Annotated in this window: 18 protein-coding genes, 1 other RNA gene and 1 riboswitch; of the genes, 7 read left to right on the top strand and 12 right to left on the bottom strand. The window is 64.7% G+C overall.

What is annotated here, in order from left to right; all coding sequences use genetic code 11:
* Positions 1 to 55: 55 nt before the first annotated feature.
* From cobC to B552_RS0111375, 7 genes are all read right to left on the bottom strand, one after another.
* A complete protein-coding gene (gene cobC, locus B552_RS0111345; RefSeq protein WP_019449140.1) occupies positions 56 to 643 on the bottom strand; it encodes an alpha-ribazole phosphatase in 588 nt (195 codons plus the stop codon).
* A complete protein-coding gene (locus B552_RS0111350; RefSeq protein ID WP_019449141.1) occupies positions 628 to 1,404 on the bottom strand; it encodes an adenosylcobinamide-GDP ribazoletransferase in 777 nt (258 codons plus the stop codon). Before B552_RS0111350 ends, cobC begins: the two co-directional genes overlap by 16 nt.
* Before the next feature lie 9 nt (positions 1,405 to 1,413).
* Positions 1,414 to 2,508: a nicotinate-nucleotide--dimethylbenzimidazole phosphoribosyltransferase gene (gene cobT, locus B552_RS0111355; RefSeq protein WP_019449142.1), complete on the bottom strand. Its 1,095-nt coding sequence runs from the start codon at positions 2,506 to 2,508 to the stop codon at positions 1,414 to 1,416.
* 137 nt (positions 2,509 to 2,645) lie between these two features.
* A complete protein-coding gene (gene cobO, locus B552_RS0111360) occupies positions 2,646 to 3,275 on the bottom strand; it encodes a cob(I)yrinic acid a,c-diamide adenosyltransferase (protein WP_019449143.1) in 630 nt (209 codons plus the stop codon).
* Positions 3,272 to 4,081 (bottom strand): ABC transporter ATP-binding protein, encoded by an 810-nt coding sequence (locus tag B552_RS0111365; RefSeq protein ID WP_019449144.1) that lies wholly within the window; start codon positions 4,079 to 4,081, stop codon positions 3,272 to 3,274. Before B552_RS0111365 ends, cobO begins: the two co-directional genes overlap by 4 nt.
* Positions 4,078 to 5,085 (bottom strand): iron ABC transporter permease, encoded by a 1,008-nt coding sequence (locus tag B552_RS0111370; RefSeq protein ID WP_019449145.1) that lies wholly within the window; start codon positions 5,083 to 5,085, stop codon positions 4,078 to 4,080. The genes B552_RS0111365 and B552_RS0111370 overlap by 4 nt, the downstream gene beginning before the upstream one ends.
* Positions 5,086 to 5,103: 18 nt before the next feature.
* Positions 5,104 to 7,053 (bottom strand): TonB-dependent receptor, encoded by a 1,950-nt coding sequence (locus B552_RS0111375; RefSeq protein ID WP_019449146.1) that lies wholly within the window; start codon positions 7,051 to 7,053, stop codon positions 5,104 to 5,106.
* Positions 7,054 to 7,179: 126 nt separating this feature from the next.
* A riboswitch (cobalamin riboswitch) is annotated at positions 7,180 to 7,440 on the bottom strand.
* Between the two features lie 206 nt (positions 7,441 to 7,646).
* Here B552_RS0111375 and B552_RS0111385 point away from each other — a divergent pair.
* The 5 genes from B552_RS0111385 (at position 7,647) to B552_RS0111400 (ending at position 10,195) form a co-directional block, all read left to right on the top strand.
* Positions 7,647 to 7,967 (top strand): hypothetical protein, encoded by a 321-nt coding sequence (locus B552_RS0111385; protein WP_019449148.1) that lies wholly within the window; start codon positions 7,647 to 7,649, stop codon positions 7,965 to 7,967.
* Positions 7,964 to 8,287, top strand: a complete 324-nt coding sequence (locus B552_RS0111390) for a cell division protein ZapA (RefSeq protein WP_019449149.1) — start codon at positions 7,964 to 7,966, stop codon at positions 8,285 to 8,287. The genes B552_RS0111385 and B552_RS0111390 overlap by 4 nt, the downstream gene beginning before the upstream one ends.
* Positions 8,288 to 8,622: 335 nt before the next feature.
* Positions 8,623 to 8,840, top strand: a non-coding RNA gene (gene ssrS, locus B552_RS28405) — 6S RNA.
* Between the two features lie 126 nt (positions 8,841 to 8,966).
* On the top strand, positions 8,967 to 9,407 hold the full coding sequence (locus tag B552_RS0111395) for an EVE domain-containing protein (RefSeq protein ID WP_019449150.1): 441 nt from the start codon (positions 8,967 to 8,969) through the stop codon (positions 9,405 to 9,407).
* Positions 9,408 to 9,505: 98 nt separating this feature from the next.
* Positions 9,506 to 10,195, top strand: coding sequence for an SIMPL domain-containing protein (locus tag B552_RS0111400; protein WP_019449151.1), 690 nt, complete (start codon positions 9,506 to 9,508; stop codon positions 10,193 to 10,195).
* A gap of 68 nt (positions 10,196 to 10,263) precedes the next feature.
* Here the strand turns inward: B552_RS0111400 and B552_RS0111405 are convergent, their stop codons facing one another.
* The 5 genes from B552_RS0111405 to B552_RS0111425 form a co-directional block, all read right to left on the bottom strand.
* The gene (locus tag B552_RS0111405) at positions 10,264 to 11,817 is read right to left on the bottom strand and encodes an AMP-binding protein (protein ID WP_019449152.1); all 1,554 of its coding nucleotides are present in this window, start codon (positions 11,815 to 11,817) and stop codon (positions 10,264 to 10,266) included.
* Positions 11,818 to 11,931: 114 nt separating this feature from the next.
* On the bottom strand, positions 11,932 to 12,714 hold the full coding sequence (locus B552_RS0111410) for an enoyl-CoA hydratase-related protein (RefSeq protein WP_019449153.1): 783 nt from the start codon (positions 12,712 to 12,714) through the stop codon (positions 11,932 to 11,934).
* The gene (locus B552_RS0111415; protein ID WP_019449154.1) at positions 12,714 to 13,724 is read right to left on the bottom strand and encodes a tripartite tricarboxylate transporter substrate binding protein; all 1,011 of its coding nucleotides are present in this window, start codon (positions 13,722 to 13,724) and stop codon (positions 12,714 to 12,716) included. Before B552_RS0111415 ends, B552_RS0111410 begins: the two co-directional genes overlap by 1 nt.
* 135 nt (positions 13,725 to 13,859) lie before the next feature.
* A complete protein-coding gene (locus B552_RS0111420) occupies positions 13,860 to 15,302 on the bottom strand; it encodes a malonyl-CoA decarboxylase family protein (RefSeq protein ID WP_019449155.1) in 1,443 nt (480 codons plus the stop codon).
* Positions 15,303 to 15,356: 54 nt separating this feature from the next.
* Positions 15,357 to 16,058: a GntR family transcriptional regulator gene (locus B552_RS0111425; protein ID WP_019449156.1), complete on the bottom strand. Its 702-nt coding sequence runs from the start codon at positions 16,056 to 16,058 to the stop codon at positions 15,357 to 15,359.
* An 824-nt stretch (positions 16,059 to 16,882) separates the two neighbouring features.
* Between B552_RS0111425 and B552_RS0111435 the strand changes: the two genes are divergently transcribed.
* On the top strand, positions 16,883 to 17,926 hold the full coding sequence (locus B552_RS0111435) for a YjgN family protein (protein WP_237718193.1): 1,044 nt from the start codon (positions 16,883 to 16,885) through the stop codon (positions 17,924 to 17,926).
* A gap of 21 nt (positions 17,927 to 17,947) precedes the next feature.
* Positions 17,948 to 18,973 carry a M48 family metallopeptidase gene (locus B552_RS0111440; protein WP_019449158.1) on the top strand — a complete coding sequence of 342 codons (1,026 nt, stop codon included), beginning with the start codon at positions 17,948 to 17,950 and terminating at the stop codon, positions 18,971 to 18,973.
* Positions 18,974 to 19,103 lie beyond the last annotated feature (130 nt).

A 19,103-nucleotide genomic window follows, 5' to 3' on the forward strand; every position in this document is an offset into this window, starting at 1 on the left:
CTCTCCCCCGCCCCTCTCCCGCATTTGCGGGAGAGGGGAGAAAACCAAGGGCATATCAAATGCCGGCGCTCCGATTCCACCAGCCCAGATGCGCCTGCCCTGCCTCCAACCGGAAGTGACAGGTTGCACCGAATTCAAGCCGCCACTGCAGCGTCCGCGCCAGCGGCAGCCCAAGCCAGTGCGCGGCCAGCATGCGCATCGGTCCCGCATGGGTCACCACCCAAAGGCAGTCACTCGATCCAGCATCAAGCGTGTCCGCCCACGCCGTCACGCGTGCCATCACCTGCTGCGCGCTCTCGCCGCCATGCGGACGCGCACCCATCAGGTCCGCCGCCCAGAGATCCAGCGCATCACGCGGGATCGCATCCCATGGCGTGCCTTCCCACGTGCCGAAGTCCAGTTCGCGCAGGCGTGGCTCGATTTCGCAGGCTGGTGTAGCAGTGTGCTGCGCCAGCAATGATGCGGTCTCGATTGCACGCATTGCCGGGCTCGTCACCAGGCGCGATGCCGGCAAGCCGTCAAGCATCCGCACGATCCGCTCCGGTTCGGGGGTGACTGGCTGCGCCAGCTTCAGATCGAGCGCGCCGTAGCAGACGCCCGGCGCCACATCGGGGCGCGCATGCCGGATCAGGACCACGTCCATGCTGCCGCCACCAGGTAGATCGACAATTCCGCAAGCTGCTGTGCCATGCCGAGGCAGTCACCGGTATAGCCACCGATGCGGCGCACGAAGTACGCACCGAGCATGGCACGCAGCACCGCCAGCACCACAATGACCACGCCGGCAAACAGCGGGGACAGCCACAGCAGCGGCAGTACCCCGCACGCCAACGCGAACAGCAGGCCGACGCCGGTCAGGCGCTGCGCCACCGGCTTGGCCTTGCCTTCGGCACGCACGTAGTCATGCGTGGCCAGGAACGTAATGGCCATCGCGCGGCTGGCGCCGTGGGCAGCCACAAGCAACGCCAGCAGCACCAGCACGCCGCCCGACTCATCCACCGACACCAGCAGTTGCCATTTCAGCAGCAACGCCACGACGATGGCGATGGCCCCGAATGCACCCACGCGCGAGTCGTGCATGATCTCCAGCACATCCTCGCGGCGATACCCACCGCCAAACGCATCGACGCAATCGGCCAGACCGTCCTCATGAAACGCGCCGGTGAACAGCAGCGTGGCGGCCATGCCCAGCACGACCGCCACCGACGGCGACCACAGCGCCAACGCACCCCACGTGACCAGCGCGCCGAATGCGCCGACGATCAGCCCTACCAGCGGGAAGTAGCGCGACGCGGCGTTCAGATAGTGCGGCTCGAACCCCACCCAACTCGCCAGCCGCTGCGGCAACGGCACGCGCGTGAAGTAGCCGACGGCGGTCAGGAAGAAGCGGAGTTCGTTGGCCATTGTGCAACCCTAGCTTGCCGATGCGTTGCTGACGCCCGCGCCGCTGAACGTCGCCATCTCGCGCAGGAACGCTGCGGCGGACGCCACCAGCGGCCACGCCAGCGCCGCACCCGTGCCCTCGCCCAGGCGCAGGTCGAGCGCCAGCAGCGGCTCGGCCTTGAATTCAGCCAGCAGCGCACGATGCCCTTGCTCGTGCGAGCAGTGCGAAAAGACGCAGTACTGCAGCACGTTCGGATCGATCCGCGCGGCCACCAGCAGCGCTGCCGAGGCGATAAAGCCATCGACGAGGATCACCATGCGGCTGGCCGCGGCGGCCAGGTACGCACCCGTCATCGCCGCGATCTCGAAGCCGCCGAACGTGGCCAGCACGTCCAGTGGAGCGGTGACATCGGCATGCCTTGCCAGTGCACGTGCCAGGATCTCGCGCTTGCGCGCCATGCCGGCATCGTCAAGCCCGGTGCCACGGCCGGTACAGGCTTCCAGGGACAGCCCCGTCAGCCGGCTCATCACGCAGGCCGCAGCCGATGTATTGGCGATGCCCATCTCGCCAAAGCCGATCACATTGGTGCCTTGCTGCGCATGCCGCAAGACACGTGCGATACCAGCGTTGATGGCCGCGCCGGTCTGTTCCGGCGTCATGGCCGGCTCGTCGACGAAGTTGCGCGTGCCATTGGCCACGCGGCAGTTCACCAGGCTGGGCGACGCCGGCAGCGGCGCGCGCACGCCCACGTCCACCACCTCCAGCGCCAGCCCATGCAGGCGCGTGAACACGTTGATCGCGGCACCGCCATTCAGGAAGTTCAGCACCATCTGCGCCGTCACTTCCGCCGGGAACGCGCTGACGCCGGAATCGGCCACGCCATGGTCGCCCGCGAACACGATGATCGCCGGACGGTTCAGCTCGGGCACGGTCTCCTCGCGGATCATCCCGATCTGCATGGCGAGCGCTTCAAGCCGGCCCAGCGAGCCGGGCGGCTTGGTCTTGTCGTCGATCGCGGCCTGGAGCGTGGCGCGCAGCGATTCATCGAGCGCGGCGATCGGCGGCAGGGTCAGTGCGTATTGGGAAAACCCAGGGGAAAACTCAGCGGAAATCTCGGTTGCCATGGTTCAAACGTTCAAACTCAGATTAGAGGCTGTTTCAAAATGAAGCGCAGCGGTTCTGGCTAGACGCGGGGCCGCAGACAGTACAAGTAGTACGACAAGGCCCCGCAACGACGCCAGAATCATTTTGAAACGGCCTCCTACATTTCTACGCCCGGCTGGGCCTTGATGCCCTGCTCGAAAGCGTGCTTGACCGGTGTCATGTCGGTCACGGTATCGGCCGCTTCGATCAGCGCCGGAGGCGCGCCGCGGCCCGTGATGACCACGTGCTGCATCGGCGGACGGGTGCGCAGATCGGCGATGACGGTGTCGAGATCAAGATAGTGCAGCTTCAGCGCGATATTGAGTTCGTCGAACAGGATCAGGTCGATCGATGGATCGCGCAGCATGCGCCGCGCCACTTCCCAGGCCGCTTCGGCCTTGGCCACGTCGCGCGCGCGGTCCTGCGTCTCCCACGTGTAGCCCTCGCCCATCACATGGAATTCGCATTCCTCGGGGAAGCGCCGCAGGAACATCTCCTCGCCGCTCGGGAACGCGCCCTTGATGAACTGGACGACGCCGGTCTTCATGCCGTGGCCCATTGCGCGCACCACCATGCCGAAGCCGGAACTCGACTTGCCCTTGCCATTGCCAGTGGTGATCACGATCACGCCGCGCTCGGTCTGCGCGGCGGCGATCTTCGCATCGACGACTTCCTTCTTGCGCACCATGCGCGCCTTGTGGCGCTCGTCGCGGCCAGCGCCGTCGGTAGTGTTCGGGGTATCGCTCATGTCTGGTCTCCATCGGGAATCAGCGCGGTATGCGGGCCGTCGCTGATGCTGATAATCGGGGTGCGCAGCGCACGGGAGCACTGCGCGGGGGTAAGGACTTCATGCGCGGGGCCGTGGATGGCGTGGCCGTCCTCGGCCATCAGCAGCGCATGGCTCGCATAGCGATGCGCAAGCGTCAGGTCGTGCAGGATCACCACTGCAGCATGCCGCCCCGCCCGGGTCAGGTGCTGCAGCAGGTCCAGCACCATGATCTGGTGGCGCAGGTCCAGGTGGGCCACCGGTTCGTCGAGCAGCAGCAGCGGCGCCTGCTGCACAAGTGCGGCGGCCAGCGATACACGCTGGCGCTCGCCGCCGGACAGCGTCAGCACATCGCGGCCGCGCAGCCCATCGAGGTCGAGTTCGCCGATGACATCGCGCACGATGCGGTCATCGTCGCGCTTGCCCCAGCCCCAGCCGTTCAGGTGCGGATGCCGGCCTATGCGCACGGCATCCTCGACGATCATCGAAAACGTGTCGTGCACGGCCTGCGGCAGGTAGGCGCGCTGGCGTGCAAGCGTGGCCGGCGCAATCTGCGTGATGGCAGCTTCGTCGACCTCGGCCGAGCCGCCGTCTGGCGCGCGCAGCCCTGCCAGCACGCCCATCAGCGTGGACTTGCCAACACCATTCGGCCCGACGATGCACCAGAGCTGACCGGCGCCAATCGACATCGACAGTCCTTCCACCAGTACGCGACTGCCGGCACGCAGCCGTACATCGCGCAACGCAAGTTGGGGACAAGCGGCCAGCGGCTCGGACCAGTGGCTCATCGCGGCCTCCGCAGCAGCAGGTAGAGGAAGGTAGGCACGCCCAGCAGCGCTGTGATGACGCCCACCGGCAGTTGCGTCGGCGCAATCACCGTGCGCGCGATCAGGTCTGCCGCCATCAGCAACGTGCCACCCAGCAGCACAGAAGCGGGCAGCAGCAGGCGCTGGTCGTTGCCCCAGGCCAGACGCACGATATGCGGCACCACCAGGCCGATAAAGCCGATCGAGCCTGCCGTGGTGATGGCGGCGGCGATGGCGAACGAAGCGATCAGGAACGTGGCCAGGCGCACGCGGCCAACGCGCACGCCGAGCGATTGCGCCACGGTCTCTCCAAGCAGCATCACGTTGAGCGACCGCGCCATCGGCATGACCAGCAGCAAGGCAATCACCAGCGTTGTCAGCGCCGCGCCATAGGCGGCTGTGCCGCCGAGGTCCCCGGTCAGCCAGAACAGCATGCCGCGCAGGCCGGATTCCGGCGCGATGGCAAGGATCAGCGTGATCACCGCGCCCCACCCTGCGGCCAGGATCACGCCAGTCAGCAGCAGGCGTGCGCCGGCTTCGTGATGACCACCCTGCACCTGCGGATGAAGCAGGTCACGGCGCGCGAGCGTGGCGACGAGCACCATCGACAACAGCGCCCCGCCTGCGGCACTGGCCTGCACGGTCCAGAGCGGCGCCAGCAGCAGCATCGACAGCAGCGCGCCCGTCGACGCCCCACCGGACACGCCGAGCACATAGGGCTCGGCCAGCGGATTGCGCAGCAGCACCTGCATCAGCGCACCGGACAGCGCCAGCAGGCCGCCGCATGCAAACGCGGCGGCCGCGCGTGGCAGCCGCAGCTCGCGCACGATGGCGCCGGCCGTGCCGGTATCGGCCCCGCTCAGCGCCTGCCAGAGCTGCCCCGCATCCAGAGACACGCTGCCAACCGCCAGCGACAGGCCAAACACGGCCAGCCCCGCCAGCGCGAGGGCGCTCCAGACGATCAGCGCACGCCGCAGTTCAGCCATGGCAATCCGCGCATGGCGTCATTTCTGACGCCACCCCAGCGTGATAAAGCCGGCCCGGCCCTGCGTGTTGTACGGGTAGGCGAGCTGGTAGTTCTTGTCGAACAGGTTTTCCACACGGGCGGCAACGAACCATTGCTTGTCGATGTTGTAGCGGGCGTTGAGGTTGACGATACCGTACCCGCCCAGCGTGCGCGGGCCGCTGTCGAGTCGTGCCGAGGATACCAGCCATTCGCCGCCGAAGCGCCAGTTGCCGAAGTTGCGGCCCACGTCGAACGACGCGTAGCGACGAGCGCGGCGCAGCAGCTGCGAATCGTTGGTTTCATCCAGCGGGTTCTGGAACGTGACGCTGGCACCCAGATCGGTGCCCAGCAGGTTGGCGCGCCACGAGCCTTCGACACCCTGCACCTTGGCCTTGTTCACGTTCTGGGCCAGGAACATGCCGCTGGGCTGCAACGCCGCGACGATCAGGTTGTCGTAACGGGTTTCAAATGCGGTCACGCGCAGCAGGCCGGTCTGGGCTGTTTCCACCTGCACGCCCACCTCCGCCGATTTGGCGCGTTCGGGCTGCAGGTTCGGCTGGCCGAAGAACGGGTAGTAGAGTTCATTGAACGTCGGCGCGCGGAATGCGTTGCTAAGCCTGCCGATCAGCTTGACCGCATCGGTCACGTAGTAGCCATAGCCTGCGGAGAAGCTGGCCTGGTCGCCGAAGTCGGAGTAGTGATCGTTACGCGCGTTCAGTTGAATCTGATGTTTGCCGATGCGGCCCTCGTACCCGCCATAGACCGAGAACACATTACGCGTGGGCGCGGTGTAGGAACTCGAATCCAGTTCCTGCTGCAGCCAGTCGGTGCCGAACAGCAGCGTATGGTTTGGCGTCAGCGCGTATTCGTTCTGCCAGTTGAACTGGCGGGTGCGCGTGTTGAACAGGCTGTTGAACTGGCCGTTCAGCGTCCCTTCGCTACGATCCTGGCTCTGCGAGAGCTTGAAATGCGTGGTCCAGTCCGGCATCACCTTGCCGTTGACGAACGCGGACAATGTGTAGAGCACGCTGTCCATGCGGTTGTCGTCAGTCGGCTTGCCGAATGTGTTGTCAAAGGAAAGCTGGCTGTTCGAATAGTAGGCCGCGACGCCGGCGTCCCAGTCCTGCCCGAGCTTTTGCTTGACCTGGCCCGAGATGCTCTTGTTCTCGTATGGGTTGTTGTTCGGATTCGGCCCGATACCGAGCGCGGCACTCTTCGGATTGTCGGCGTTCCACTGCGCGGCGTTGATCGCCGAAAAGCCGTCGGTCTTGAACATCGAACCGGTCACGTTGAACGACGTATCGCCCACCTGACCGCCGTAGCCCACCGTGCCCTGGCGCGTGTTGTTGCTGCCGTATTCCACCTGCGCATTGGCTGCGGGCGCCTGGCCCGCACCGTTCTTCGTGAAGATCTGCACCACGCCGCCGACGGCGTCCGAGCCATAGAGCGCCGAGACGTTGCCGCGTACCACTTCGATATGGTCGATCTGGTCGGGCAGGATATTGGCGATCTGCGCATTGCCATTGCTGACGCCGGCGATGCGCACGCCGTCGATCATGATCAGCACCTGGTTCGAATTGGCGCCGCGCATGAACAGCGTGGTGTTGGAGCCCATGCCCCCGTTGGTCGAAAACTCCACCCCCGCCTGGTTGCGCAGCAGCGAGCGCAAATCCGGCGCCTGCGAGTTGACGATGTCCTCCTGGGTCACCACCGTGGTGTGCGGCAGCGCCTCGGTCACAGCTTGCTCAGTACGCGAAGCGGTGACCACCACGGGTGCCAGCGTCTGTGCGTTGACAGTTGGCGCGGTAGTGGTCGGTGCGGTAGTGGTCGGTGCGGTGGCCGGCGCAGCGGCAGTGGGTGCGGTGGCGGACGAATCGTCGGCCGGTGCGGTCTGCGCAAGGGCCGATGCGGACGGGAAAAGGGCGATGGCCGCCAGAATGGCGGGCATGGACGGGCGAACCGGCGGCTTTTGCGCGACGGTCGGCCTGGATAGCGTGGAACGCATTTGCAGGATGGAAGAGAACGGCCGGGCCCGTTCCCCCGCGGGCCATATGGCGATGAGGCATGCTCATGAGCATGCCCGCGTTCTTCAGGCCGGTATCCGGGCTGACGACATCAGGCTGGCCGCCTTCCCGATCAGATCGTGACGATTCAGATTCAGTGGCTGTTGGCCGGCCCTGCGACGCGCATGGTGCGCGTTCGCGGTCGCTTACCGTTGCGGGGGCAGCACAGGTTGGCTTGGCTCCGATATGCAATCGGCGCCCGGCTCCCTGTTTCCCGTTGAACTGCGGCCCTGTATGAGCAGGGCGCGAGCACCTGGAACGAGCGCGAGTGTAGGGAGTTTCAAATTCGGAGTCAATGCGGCAGGTCAACCTGCCGATAACCGAAGATTGACGCCCGGAGGCGCGCCGATAGTTACAGATCGATGCAACTTCGCGCCGACAAGCGCGTCTTAACCGCCGCGTTGGCTGTGGCCGTAACGCGTGCATCGGCTAGAATCCCGAAACCTGACCCACACTCCTACCGGACACGACAGGCACTATGCTCAACGAACTCGAACAACTGGCCGCCAAGATCGGGCGCGTGCTTCATCACGCGGACACCCTGGCGGCGGAGAACCAGCGGCTGCGTGCGGAGATTGACCGCCTGCAGGCCGAGGCGAGCCAGTTGCGCGCGGACCGCGAAGCCATGGCGGCCGACCGCGAACTGCTCAATATCAAGATCGAGGAAGCCCAACTGCGCATCCAGTCGATTCTGGACAAGCTGCCCACCGCCAGCGATGCGCGCCAGCTCGACCTGCTTGGCGACGGTACACGCGCCGCATCGGAAGGTACGCAGCAAGCCCCCGGAGAACACGCATGAGCAACAAGCAAGTGGAAGTGAACATCGCCGGCCAGCCCTATCGTTTCGCGATCGCGCCGGACAACGAAGCTGCACTGCTCGAAGCGGTGGCACTGGTTGATGACAAGATGAACAAGCTCAAGGGCACCGTCTCGTCCAAGGGTGTGGAACGCGTGGCCGTGATGGCGGCGATCAGCATCGCTTCGGACCTGCTGGCACTGCGCCGCAAGCAGGAAGAAGACGGGTCGATTCCCGTCGACGCGGTACGTGCGCGCATCCGCGAACTGAACGAACGCGCCGACGAAGCGCTGCGCCAGTACGCGCACGTAGGCACACGCTGACCCCCGCTGCTGCGGGAAACCCGCAAGAAAATCGGCAGATAGCTTGAATTGCGCGGCGCCGGCCCAATCTCACCGCATGTGAAGCCGATGCCGCGCACCGTGCACGCAGCGCCTGCGGTGTTGTGGAAAATGTAACGACGCGGCATGTGCGACTTGGTATGACTGTCGTCGCGGTGTATAGTGTAGCCACTGCGCGGCGCATGAAGACCGATGCAGCAGAATGGTCGGGTTATCGGGCCCGGCCGCCGTTTCCATCCCATCCTTAGTTGAAACGGCAAACGTCTGACATCCCGAGCGTCGAGCACGCACAGGAACAAAAAGTCAGACGTTTGACAGTTTCCCTGCCTGGTTCGTGAGGGTCATAAACTCCTTGAACCGATATGCATTGCATGGTGCGGGATTATGTCGTGTGGGCGAGCGCGTTACCGCACTCATAGTCTGGGCCGAGCCTGGACTCCCTGAGTGGGCGATGTACCCGAAATACGACTTCCGCAGCCACTCTGAACCTCACTTGGGTTCAGGATGCCGACCCAGCGGCCGAGGCGGGGACCCCCTAAAAGGCGGTGGTTTTATGAACCACCGCCTTTTTTCTTGACTGCTCATTTCCTGATTGCTCATAGACGGACCGATCCGTATCGTGACGCCTCCCTCGACCCAGCGAGCCCGCCAGTACTGGCTGATGAAGTCCGAACCGGACGAAGCCAGCATCGATGACCTTGCCAGCAATGGCACCCTGCCTTGGACCGGCGTGCGCAACTACCAGGCGCGCAACTTCATGCGTGACCAGATGCGCATTGGCGACGGCGTCCTGTTCTATCACTCGTCGTGCCCCGAGCCCGGCATTGCCGGTGTGGCCGAGGTCTGCTCCCAGCCCTATCCCGATCCCACGCAGTTCGATCCCAAGAGCGACTACTACGACAGCGCGTCGAAGCAGGACAACCCGCGCTGGTCGCTCGTGGACGTGCACTTCGTGAGCAAGAGCGCGCTGATCCCGCTGCAGGCCCTGCGCGAACACGACGCACTGGCCGACATGGTCGTGCTCCGACGCGGCAATCGCCTGTCGATCACGCCGGTCACACCGGCCGAATGGCGCTTTATCACCGAAAAACTGATGAAGTAAAGACGCAAAACACGCGAATACAGCCGCGCGTGTGCGGCGTACGGAACGAACCCGGGTCTTGTGCGTCTGATAGCCATCACTTTGATCGGGAGAACAATATGAAGAAACTGCTGGCCGCATCGCTGCTGAGTACAACCGCCGCCATTGCCACCGCCCAGACGGTTGCACCTCCGTCAGGGGTTCTGTCCCTGTCCGCGCAGGCCGCAACCGAAGTGGCGACCGACGTCGTACACCTGACGCTGGCCGCCGAACAGGAAGGCCCCGAGCCCACCGCCATTTCGAACGCGCTTTCCGCGCGCACGCAGGCCGTGCTGGCACAGGCCAAGCGCACATCCGGCGTAGAGGCCCAGTCGGGCGGCTTCACGATCCACCCGAACACCGACCGCAACGGCCGCATCAGCACGTGGCGCGGCCGCTCCGAGGTGATCCTGAAGTCGAAAGACTTTGCTGCCGTATCGAAGCTGGCCGGCGATCTGGCCAACCAGATGCAGGTACAGAACATCGCATTCTCGCTGTCGCGCGAGGCGCGGCAGGCCGCTGAACAGAAGCTGGCCGACCAGGCCGTGGCCGCGTTCCGCGACAAGGCGCAAGCGACCACAAAGCTGTTCGGCTATAGCGGCTACACGATCCGCGAGGTCTCACTGAACGAATCGGGCGGCGTCATGCCGATGCCGCGCATGTACGCCGCAAAGGCCATGTCGTCCGATGCCGGCGCGCCGATTCCGGTGGAAGGCGGCAAGAGCCAGGTCACGGTTTCCGTGAACGGCTCGGTGCAGATGGTGAAGTAAGGCGAGAACGCTTTCGGGGTTGCGCCCCTCTCCCGCGTGCGGGAGAGGGGCGCCAAACGATAGGAACTTCAAATCGCCCCAAACTGCTGGCGCAGCACATTCTTCTGGACTTTGCCCATCGTATTGCGCGGCAGTTCGTCCACCACGTGCACGCGCTTGGGCACCTTGAAATTGGCGATGCGGCTCTTCAGCGTGCCGATCATGCCTACCTCGTCGATATCAACGCCGGGCTTGCGCACCACCACGGCCACCACGGCCTCGCCGAAATCTGCGTGGGGCACGCCGATCACAGCGGATTCCACCACGCCCGGCATCTCGTCGATAAAGCTCTCGATCTCCTTCGGGTACACGTTGTAGCCGCCCGAGATGATCAGGTCCTTGCTTCGTCCAACGATCGTCAGGTAGTTGTCCGGCACTTTGCGCTCGCCGGCCTGACCGACCAGCGCGCCGCCAAAGCGGCCCACGTCCCCGGTCTTGAACCACCCATCGGCAGTGAACTCCTCGGCAGTCTTCTCGGGCATGCGCCAGTAGCCCTTGAACACGTTCGGGCCCTTGACCTCCACATTGCCGATCACGCCGGGCTCGCACATCTCCCCTTCGCCATTCATGACGCGCACCGACACGCCGGGCAGCGGCATGCCGACCGTGCCGCCGATTCGTTCGCCAAGCGCCATGTCGTACGGATTCGAAACCAGCATCACGGTCTCGCTCATGCCGTAGCGCTCAAGAATCGTGTGGCCGGTACGCTCGCGGAATGCGTCGAACGTCTCCAGCAGCAGTGGCGCCGAGCCCGACACGAACAGGCGCATATTGCGGCAGACGTCCTTATCGAAGCGCGGCTCCTGCAGCATGCGCACGTAGTACGTGGGCACGCCCATCATCACCGTGGCGCGCGGCAGATACTTCAGCACCTGACCCATGTCGAGCTTCGGCGCCCAGATCATCTTGGCGCCGGCCAGCAGTGCGCCGTGCGACGCCACGAACAGGCCGTGCACGTGGAAGATCGGCAGCATGTGCAGCAGCACGTCGTCGCTGCGCCAGCCCCAGTACTCATGCAGCGTCTGCGCGTTCGATGCCAGGTTGCGGTGCGTCAGCATCGCGCCCTTGCTGCGGCCCGTGGTGCCTGACGTGTACAGGATCGCGGCCAGGTCGTCGTCGGCACGCTCCACGGTGTCGAACGTATCGGGCTGCACCGCCGCGCGCTGCAGCAGCGAACCGGTGCGATTGTCGTCGAGCGTGAATACGTGTCCGGTACCGTGCCGGAATGCCACTTTCGACACCCAGCCAAAGTTGTTGCTGCTGCAGACCACCACGTCCGGCTCGGCGTTGCCGACGAAGTAGTCGATCTCGGCCTCCTGGTAGGCAGTGTTCAGCGGCAGGTACACGTAGCCCGCGCGCAGCGTGGCCAGGTACAGGAACAGTGCTTCCGGCGACTTCTCTACCTGCACGGCAACACGCGAACCGGCGGGGAGCTTCAGCGCGGTCAGCAGGTTGGCCAGCTTGGCCGTGGCGCGGTCGAGGTCGTCCCACGAGTAATAAAGGCCGTCATGCGTTTCGATGCAGCATGCGGAGCGGTCGGCAGGAAAGCGGGATTCGAACAGGGCGAACAGGTTGGCGTTCATGGTGCGGGACAAGGACTGGACAGGTACGGGACAGGTACGGAATGCAGGGAAAAGCGGCCCCGGAGCGGCACGATGGCACAGGCAGCCGGCAATGATAGCCCGGCGGCCGCCATCTTACTCCCCGGTGAAATCCGGAGGCCGGTGCGCCAGGAACGCGGCCACGCCCTCGGCATGGTCGCGGCTGCTGACATAGGCGAAATGCGCGTCGAGTTCGGCCTCGGTCAGTGGCGCTGGTTCAGGCGCCAGGCGGCGGATCGTCGCCTTGTTGATGCGGGCCGCCAGCGGCGCGCCCGCGCTCAGGCGCTGGATGGTAGCCGTCACTTCATCGTGCATGGCCGATTCGGGTACCACGCGCGTCAGCATGCCCTTGCGTTGGGCCTCAGCGGCATCGAACACGCGACCTTCCAGCAGGATCTCGAGCGTCGCCGCACGGCCCACCAGTGCCAGCAGGCCGCGTAACTCGCCCGGCGCCATCGGGAAACCAAGCCGGTTGATCGGCACGCCGAAGCGGCTGCCCGCCGCGGCGATGCGCAAGTCGCAATTGCAGGCGATCTCGAGGCCGCCCCCAACGCACACGCCCTCGATCGCCGCCAGCGTCGGGTGCGGGCATTCCGCAATCGCCCGCAACGCCGGCGCGATGATTTCGGTGTGGTAGCGGCGCACCGCGGCCTCGTCGCCACGCACAGTCGGAAACTCGGCGATGTCGGCACCGGCCGCGAAGTTGCCGTCGGCGCCGCGTATCAGCACGCAGCGCAGTGACGCGTCCGCCGCCAGCGTGGCGAACCCGGCGGCCAGCGCCTGCCACATGCTGACCGAGATCGCATTGAGCTTGCCCCGATTCGACAGCGTGACAACTGCCGTCGAACCATCGCGCGAGAACGTGACCGTGCCGCTCATCAGTCGATCTTCGCGCCGGAGCGCTGCACCACGTCTGCCCATCGCTTGATCTCGGCATGCTCGAACTGCGCGAACTGCTCCGGTGTGAACTGCGGAATCTCCGAGCCGTTCTGCAGCCAGATCTGCTTCATTTCCGGGGAATTCAACGCCTTGGTGGTCTCGACGTAGATCTTGTCAATGATCTCCTTCGGCGTACCCTTGGGTGCCCACAGCGCGTACCAGGTGGACACGTCGTAGTTGGGCAACCCTGCCTCAGCCGCCGTCGGCACATTCGGGAACGTGGCGGAACGCGTCTTCGATGCCACCGCCAGCGCCTTGATGCGGCCCGAGCGGATATATTGCGACGATGAGCCGAGGCCATCGAACATCAGGTCCACCTGTCCGGCCATCAGGTCCGACAGCGCCGGGCCGGCGCCCTTGTACGGCACGTGGATCAGGTCGGTCTGGGTCTGCAGCTTGAACAGTTCGCCAGCCAGATGGTGCGACGAGCCGTTGCCGGCGGACGCATAGTTAAGCTTGCCGGGATTGGCCTTGGCATAGGCAATCAGATCCTTCACCCCACTGGCCTGGACCTTGGCCGGATTGACCACGATCACTTGCGGCGGCTGGGCAATCACGGTGATGGGAATGAAGTCCTTCTCGATGTCGTAGTCGAGCTTCTTGTAGACCGACGGTGCGATCGCATGATGCGCGCCGCCAATGAGCAGCGTGTAGCCATCGGGGGCGGCCTTGGCAGCGATGCTGGCGCCCACCGTTCCACCCGCCCCGCCACGATTGTCGATGATGAACTGCTTGCCGAGCTGCTTCGACAACTGAGCGGTCAATGGCCGCGCGAACGCGTCCGTACCGCCGCCGGCCGGGAACGGCACGATGACCGTGACCGGCTTGCTCGGCCATGCATCGGCCTGCGCGGCCGGTGCATACAAACTGCTGACCCCTGCACCGGCCACGAGGCCGGCTACTGCCAAAGTGCGCGCGAACGCGGTCAGACTGCGCTGACGTCGATTCATGTACTGTCTCCTCTCTCTACTTATGCGGAAAGTCAATCGAAGTACTGCTTGCTGCAAATCACCCGACAAAAAAATGCACCCGGCGTGTACTGCCCGGCGCGTACCGTGACCAACCCAAGCGTGACCGACCCAGGGTCACAGCAGTTTTGCCACTGCCCTGCTCATGCGCGGATTGCCACGGCCAAGGCGTGCCAGATTGTCATCCAGTGCCTCCGGCACGTAAAGGTAGTTCACCATCATGCCGCACGATTGCGCGATACCCTTGCGCGACAGGTCTGCAGCCCAGTTCAGGCGCTCAACGCATGCGCCGTTGCCAAGATGGAAGCGTGCCACCGGGTCCGCGGGCACGCCCTTGCCGCCCTCGCGCACAAGGTAGTGCGCGGCCAGCGTCATGGCCGTATCACGCGTGACCGGGTCCTGCGCATCTGCTGACAGCACGCTGAACCATGCCGCGCCGTCGGCAGGCACATCGGCACTCGCCTCCCCATGCTGCTCGCGCCAGCGCGCCAGCCGCCTGGCGCCAAGCACACGTTCGATCGATTCCCCATCCTGCTTGCGCAGCCAGTCCGCAAACCCGGGAATTGGCGAAAGCGTGGCGAACTGCTTGAGCTTGGGATGGTCGCGCTGCAGCTCCTCGATCACGCGCTTGAGCAGGAAGTTGCCGAAGCTCACGCCGCGCAGCCCTGCCTGTGTGTTCGAAATCGAATAGAAGATGGCCCACTTCACGTGGCGCAGATCCTCCAGCGGTGCGGCCTCGTCAAGCAGCACCTGCACGTTGGCAGCCATTTCCGGGGCGAACGCGACCTCGACAAAGATCAGTGGCTCGCGCGGAATACGCGGATGGAAGAACGCGTAGCAGCGCCGGTCGGAATCGAGCCGGTTACGCAGGTCCGTCCATGACGAGATCTCGTGCACGGCCTCGTAGTGAATCAGCTTCTCGAGCAGCGACGCGGGCGAATCCCAGGTGATCGGCTGCAACTCGAGCAGGCCCACATCGAACCAGTTCGAGAACAACGCTTCCAGGTCTTCGTCCAGTTCGCGCAGACCGGGAACGCGCTTGTGCCAGCGCAGCATGTCCGCACGCAGTCGGATCAGGAAATGCAGCCCGCATGCACTGTTGCCGCGCGGGCCGTGCTGCGCGGCAAAGCGTTTGAAAAAGCGGATACGCGCATTGGACAGGGCCTGCGACAAGCCCGACGCCGTTGCCGGCTGGGCGCCTGCCGCAGCCGTGCCGGCCGCCACCTCGGCCAGAACACCTAGCATTGCCTGGCGAACCGGCTCCTGCGCGGCTTCGTACTCGTCCTGCCACGCCTGCGCCGCGGCGTTTGCGGCGCCATCGGTCAGCCGCGCATCGAAACACTGGCGCAGTTGCTCGCGTTGACGTTTGGTTGCACGCGCGGACTGGGCGGGCGCGCCCCGCGCCTCGTGCGCTTCGGCAGGCACCGGCGCGGTGGCGTGGGCGTCTCCCTTGCGGCCCCACCAGCGCCCGAAGCGCGAGAGCAGCCCATCGGCCACGGGCTCGGCGGCATCAAGCGGAGCGCTGACTTTCTCTTTATCGGCGGGATCAAGGGCGGTCATGGCAAATCCTGCAGGGGCGCAAAGGAGATGGATCGATTCATCGATGACAGGCCTTCAGTCCTGTCCGGCAAGCCGCAGGCGAGTCTGGCCCGCGGCTTCCGGGTCCGGATCGGCACTGTCCAGCGCACGCAGCGCGCCACGCTGGCGCAGCACGTGCGTCTTCATCAGTGCCTCGGCGCCTTCGGGGTCATGGGCCTTCAATGCGGAGAACACCGACATATGCTCCGCGCACGATTCCTGAATGCGCCCAGGCAATTTCAAGCTCTTGTGCCGCGACAGGCGCAGCACTTTGCGCAGGTCACTGACCACGCCCGACAGCCACCGGTTGCCGGCCAGCCGCTGGATCGCTTCGTGGATCTGGTAGTTGGTCTCGTAATAGGCATCGATGTCGCCCTCCTGCGCGTAGCGCGCCAGTTCGGCGTGCAAGCCTTCAAGCGCATCCAGATCCGCCTGCGTGACATTGCGCGCGGCCTCATAGGCGCAGCGCCCTTCGAGCAAGGCCATCAGCGGAAAGATATCGTCGAGATCCTGCTCGGTCAGCGCGTTGACGAAGCACCCGCGACGCGGTTCCAGGCGGACCAGCCCTTCTGCGGCGAGTACCTTGAGTGCCTCGCGCATGGGTGTGCGCGAGGTGCCCAGCGAGGCCGCCAGCGCCACCTCGTCGATCCACGCGCCCGGCATGAGCGTGTGGTCGTCGATCATGGCACGCAGCCGGTCGGCAACTTCAAGGTAAAGCGCCTGCTGGACGATCCGCATGAAGCCCCTTCGATGTCATCATCGAGCGGCGCATACGCCGCAATAATTCATAATTATGGAGAAGGGCTTCAACGTCGCAAGGAGTTTCGATGCTGCAAAGCGGCATCGTTGCGGCAGGCCTGGCTTTGCCGGACTTCGGGGATTTCGGAATGGATGAAGGGATGAAGGGATGAAGGGACGAGAGGTGTGGCGGGCAACCCTCCTGCCTCCCTGCAGAAAGATTGCCCGCACCTGAAAGAACCGCCAATGACCAGTCTTATCGGTACCAGGCTAAGTGTGCCCGGCACGCGTGGGTCAGATTTGCATGCTGGCGCTGCCCCCGCGCCTGCCCCCGTTCAAGCACCCATACTGCGGTGCCAATTTTCCCGCTTGGCTTTTCCGTCGGTTGCGGTCGCATCCGCGCATCACCGTGCACGCTCTCCCTCCGATGCTTCCGTGGACTTTTCCAGTCCCGACCCGTTTGTTGTAACAGGCTGTATAGCGAGGACCATGCCATCCATGTCAAGTCGTTGATTTTATTGAGGCGGACGGTCCGAGACTTGTTACATTAGCCGGAGCATGTAACAAGATGTTTCTCCACCGTTACGACCTCGGTTACCCTGCCGGATGTAGCCGGTGCGGTGAAACAAGCGATTTGTGATGGTCGCGACATGCGGAAATGTGAGAATGTGTGGCTCACCGCACGAATGCGGGCGTCCAATCGGTTGCAAAAATGAAACGAGGGCGGGCGAAGGTATCCGGCCCCACCAATATCTCGGAGAGGTCACATGCAAGACAATTTTCAGGGAAGCCATTACATCGGCGACGGCACGTCGGCATTCGGCATGGCGCAATCGGCACCGCGGAATCTGCAGTTGTCGTTCACCGGCTCGGGTTCCGAGTTCTTCCGCATCTGGATCGTCAACGCGCTGCTGTCGATTGTCACGCTGGGCATCTACTCGGCATGGGCAAAGGTCCGCACGCTGCAGTATTTCTATCGCAACACGCGCCTCGACGGCGCAACGTTCGACTATCACGGCCGTCCCACGGCCATTCTCAAGGGCCGCGCGATCATTTTTGTAATGGTCTTGGCATACAAGGCCGCCATCCATGTCGCACCGATCCTGGCGCTTGTCCTTGCGATCGCGCTGGCGGCGGTGTTCCCGTACCTGCTGGTGCGCTCGCTGCGTTTCCGCATGGCCAATTCCAGCTATCGCGGCCTGCGATTTGCGTTCACCGGCAAGGACGCCGAGGGCTACAAGGTATTCCTGCTCTGGCCGATCCTGACCGTGCTGTCGCTCTATCTGCTGGCGCCATTCGCACATCAGCGCTTCAAGCGCTACCAGCACAACCACACGCGCTTCGGCACCGCGCCGTTCGCGTTCGAGGCCACGGCCAGTGCGTTCTACGGCGTCTACCTGCGCACGGCATTCGTTGTGGCGATCTTCCTGATCGGCGGCGGTCTGGTGGGCGGTCTGGTGGGCGGCTCGCTCGCCGCAGCGGCGGGGCGCACCCCGGCTGCGATGGCCATGGTCTTCGGCATGATGACGATCGGCCTGTACCTCGGCCTGATGCTGATCGGGCCGTATTTCACGGCCAGGCTCCAGAACCTGGTGTGGAATAACACCACGCTGGCCCCGCATCGCTTCCGCAGCGAGGTGCGCGCGGGCCAGTTGTTCGGCATCGTACTGACGAACTTCATTCTCACCGCGTTGACGCTGGGCCTGTTCTATCCGTTTGCACGCGTGCGCTCGACGCGCTATCGCGTGGAATCGGTAACGATGATCGCCGCGGGGCCGCTCGATGCATTCGTCGCTGGCGAGCAGCAACAGGTCGGCGCGCTTGGCGAAGCGGCGGTCGACTGGTACGACATCGACATCGCACTCTGACGGACACCCCGGGAATCAGCCATGGTCGCCGCGCAGTACTTCGACACCCGTTCGTCACGCGCCCACCCGGTGGTGCTGATTGTCAGCAGCGGGCAGGCCATCCTGCACGATGCCGACGGTGTGGAGTTGCGGCGCGCTCCGCTGGCTTCGCTGCGCGTCTCGGAACGCACCAAGCGCGCGCCACGGCTTGTCACGTTCGAAGACGGCGCCTATTGCGAGATCACCGACCACGCGACGTTCGAGACGATGCTTGCGGCCACCGGATATCGCGAAGGGCTGGTCTCTCGCGCGCAGAACAGCTGGCGGCTGGCGGGGCTATCGCTGCTCGGGCTCGTGGCGTTCGTGGTGTTTTCGTATTTCTATCTGCTGCCGTGGGCGGCTGCTGTGGCCGCCCGGACCGTGCCGCCGTCGATCGAGGCCAAACTTGGCCAGGCCACGCTCGATAGCCTGGACCATGGACTGGTCACGCCGACCCGCCTGCCCGAGGCCGACCAGCGGCGCATCCGCGACAACTTCGCCGCACTGCGCCGCCCTGACGACCCGGGTCACGACTACCAGATCCTGTTCCGCAAGGGCGGCCGCCTCGGCGCCAATGCGCTGGCGTTACCGGGCGGCACGATCGTCGTCACCGACGAACTGGTCAAGCTGGTCGGCACCGGCGCGGGCATGATGGGCGTACTTGCCCACGAGGCCGGGCACGTGGCGCAACGCCATGGCCTGCAGCAAGTGTTTCAGGCTTCGGCAGTGGGCGCGCTGGCGGCGTACATGTTCGGCGATATTTCCACGATGCTGGCCACGGTACCGGCCGCGATGCTGTCGATGCGCTACTCGCGCGATCACGAGCGCGAGGCCGATGCATTCGCCGTGGAAGTGCTGCGCGACAACGGGCTGCCCGTGACCGCGCTGGCGGACGCGCTGCAGCAGCTAGAGGATGCCCACACGGGAGGCGGCCGCAAGCAGGCGGCCAAAGATGAGGAAAGCGGATTCTTCACGACGCACCCACTGACGCGGGAGCGGATCGACGCCATCAGGAACGGCGGAGAGTGAGAGGGTTTAGCTCCCCTCTCCCGCCATGCGGGAGAGGGGTTGGGGGAGAGGGTCAGCAGTTCAATATGCGACAGATCGTAATTTGAACCTCAATGCCCTCTCCCATTGCATGGGAGAGATGGAATGAACA

The sequence above is a fragment of the Cupriavidus sp. BIS7 genome, from assembly GCF_000292345.1.
Lineage (GTDB): Bacteria > Pseudomonadota > Gammaproteobacteria > Burkholderiales > Burkholderiaceae > Cupriavidus.